Source organism: Ilumatobacter nonamiensis YM16-303, assembly GCF_000350145.1.
Taxonomy (GTDB): Bacteria; Actinomycetota; Acidimicrobiia; order Acidimicrobiales; family Ilumatobacteraceae; genus Ilumatobacter_A; species Ilumatobacter_A nonamiensis.
Genome location: NZ_BAOL01000332.1, coordinates 1 through 2,536, shown reverse-complemented (window position 1 = coordinate 2,536; position 2,536 = coordinate 1). Strand labels below are relative to the sequence as shown.

The following is a 2,536-nucleotide window of genomic DNA, read 5'->3' as shown; positions in this document are numbered from 1 at the left end:
CCATCCGGTGTCTGACACCGGATGGCACCGGTCAGTCGGAGGCGAGGGCGTTGTTCGTGACGACCCGCTTGGCAACGATCGGCAGCATCGCGACGGCGATCTGCGGCGCTTCGTTGAGCACGTTGTCGAACGAGCGCGAGTCGATGTGGAGGAGCCGGGTGGGAACCTTCGCCGTGACCGTCGCATTGCGCGGCATCCCGGCGAGCAAGCCCATCTCGCCCGCGAAGCCACCGGCGTCGATCGTGGCGATCTCGGTGTCACCGAACAGCACGGACAGCTGACCCTCGAGCACGATCACCATCTCGCGCGCCGAGCTGCCGGCCCGCATCAGTACCTCGCCTCCGTCGAACGACAACTCGGTGACCGCCGCGCCGATCACGTCGAGGTCATCGTCGTCGACGTTCGCGAAGAGCGGAACCGCTTTGAGGTATTGGTGGTAGTCGTGACGCGCCATCCGGCGGACGATAGTGCCGTGCCGGAGTGTCGGACCGACCGGACGTCACAGCGGTGACAACTCGTGGAAGCCCGTGGGCACTCAGCGACTGGCGAGGACGTCGGTGATCGTGTCGATGACCGAGGCGATCTGCTCGTCGGTGATCACCAGGGGCGGGCACAGCGCGATCGCCGTCCCGATGCCTCGCACCACGACTCCCCGATCGAGGAGCCGGGATCGGAGTGACAGGGCATCGTGCCCGACGTCGATCGCCCAGATCGCGCCGACGCCGCGGAAGGAGCCGATCACACCGTCGGACTGCATGGCCTCGAAACCCGCGACGAACTCGTTGCCGATGTGTTCCGCACGCGCGCACAGCCCCTCGTCGCGGATCAGTTCGATGTTGCGGATCGCGGCCGCCGCGCATGTCGGATGACCCGAGTACGTGTATCCGGTGCGGAGCATCTCGTCGCTCGATTCCAGCGTGTCGCACACAGAACGCGCGGCGACCACTCCGGACAGCGGGAGGTACCCCGACGTGACACCCTTCGCGAACGTGATCAGATCGGGCGCGACGTCGAAGGTCTGTGCACCGAACCAGTTCCCGGTCCGGCCGAATCCGCAGATCACCTCGTCGAGGATCAGGAGCGCGCCGTGTTGGTCGCACAAGCGACGAGCGGACGCCAGATATCCGTCGGGCGGCATGAGTACGCCACCCGCGCCTTGCACCGGTTCGGTGAGGAAGGCGGCGATTCGGGGGCCATGTTCGGCGAACACCGTGGCGAGTGCCTCGACATCGTCGCTCGGCACCTCGATGAAGTGCGGCACCAGGTCACCCCAACCCTCGCGGTTCGGCGCGATGCCTTGAGCGGAGGTTCCCCCGAAGTTCGTGCCGTGGTATCCGCCGGTGCGCCGCACGATGATCTGCCGGTCGTGATCGCCGCGCCGTTGATGCGTGAGCCGTGCGAGTTTCAGGACCGTGTCGATGGCTTCCGATCCAGAACTCGCGAGGAACACTCGCCCGTCCGGCATCGGCGCCACGTCGGCGATCATCTCGGCGAGTCGAGCCGCCGGTCCGTTGGTGAACGGATCGAACACGTTGTACCCGGCGATCCGATCCAGTTGCGCGACGATGGCGTCGCGCATCTCGACGCGGCCGTGACCGATCTGGCAGTACCACAGGCTGCCGAGCGCATCGATGTAGTCGTTCCCGTTGGCGTCGGTCACGATCGCGCCCGAGCCACCGACGATGTCGACGAAGTCCGACTCGGGTTGCGTCGGTGAGGCGAAAGGGTGGAGGAACGGGTGAGCGGCCATCACCGTCGCACGCTAGGTCACCGCACGACCTCAGACCATCGCGGTATCGGGGACCCAGCTCCCATGAGCACCGTACGGCACCCGCCGGGGCAGATGCACCGTTGCGACCGGCGGAGCGGAGAAGTCCTGGGCATCGACGATGATCAGGCGGGACTGGTCGGACGACGTGTCGTGCGTGAGGCTGATCACCCATCCCTCGTCCTCGCCGGAATCGGCCGACGCCGCGGCGAAGACCGGCTCGGCGCCGCGCACCCCGTCGCCGAGGTGGTGCTCGGTACACGTCCCGGTCGTCAGGTCGTACTTCCAGAGCGCCGATCCGTACACGGGCTCCTCGGAGTTGCCCTCACCCGCCAGCGCCATGAGGTATCCGTACCGCGCGTCGAGGCCGATCATCCGGTCGTCGACGCGGCCGAAATCGCCGGGTCGGTCGTCGATCTGCGCTTCCGTGACCGTGCCGGTATCGAGGTCGATCGTCCACTTCCAGAGGCGTCCGACCTCGGCGTAGTCGTCGTTGCTGGTTCCGAACGCCTCGTCCTGACGCGACACGTGGAGCACGATCATGTTGCCGTCCTCGTGTGCGTTGACCGGATGGAACACGTAGCACGGATCGATCTCGAACCAGCGGACGTCCGCGTTGGTGCCGTTGCGGGGCATCACCCCGAGCCGCGCGCCGGCGTCGCGGTTGAAGCTGAACGGGAATCCGCTTCCGAGCAGGTCGAGGTTGAAACACACCGGAAGGTCCATGAACACGACGTGGTTCCGGGTGACGTTGAAGTCGTGCATCAT

The 2,536-nt window shown here is 66.5% G+C and carries 3 protein-coding genes; all 3 read right to left on the bottom strand.

The window, feature by feature from the left end:
- Window positions 1-31: 31 nt before the first annotated feature.
- Window positions 32-454 (bottom strand): cyclic nucleotide-binding domain-containing protein, encoded by a 423-nt coding sequence (locus tag ON45_RS21965; RefSeq protein ID WP_051063502.1) that lies wholly within the window; start codon window positions 452-454, stop codon window positions 32-34.
- Between the two features lie 81 nt (window positions 455-535).
- Window positions 536-1,750 carry an aminotransferase family protein gene (locus tag ON45_RS20490; protein WP_040496631.1) on the bottom strand — a complete coding sequence of 405 codons (1,215 nt, stop codon included), beginning with the start codon at window positions 1,748-1,750 and terminating at the stop codon, window positions 536-538.
- A 30-nt stretch (window positions 1,751-1,780) separates the two neighbouring features.
- Window positions 1,781-2,536 (bottom strand): carotenoid oxygenase family protein (locus ON45_RS20485; protein ID WP_040496630.1); only part of this gene is annotated, 756 nt, incomplete at its 5' end.

Excerpts from the sequence above, each read along its gene's own strand:
- ON45_RS21965 (WP_051063502.1), bottom strand. The coding sequence starts at position 454 with ATGGCGCGTCACGACTACCACCAATACCTCAAAGCGGTTCCGCTCTTC.
- ON45_RS20490 (WP_040496631.1), bottom strand. The coding sequence starts at position 1,750 with ATGGCCGCTCACCCGTTCCTCCACCCTTTCGCCTCACCGACGCAACCC.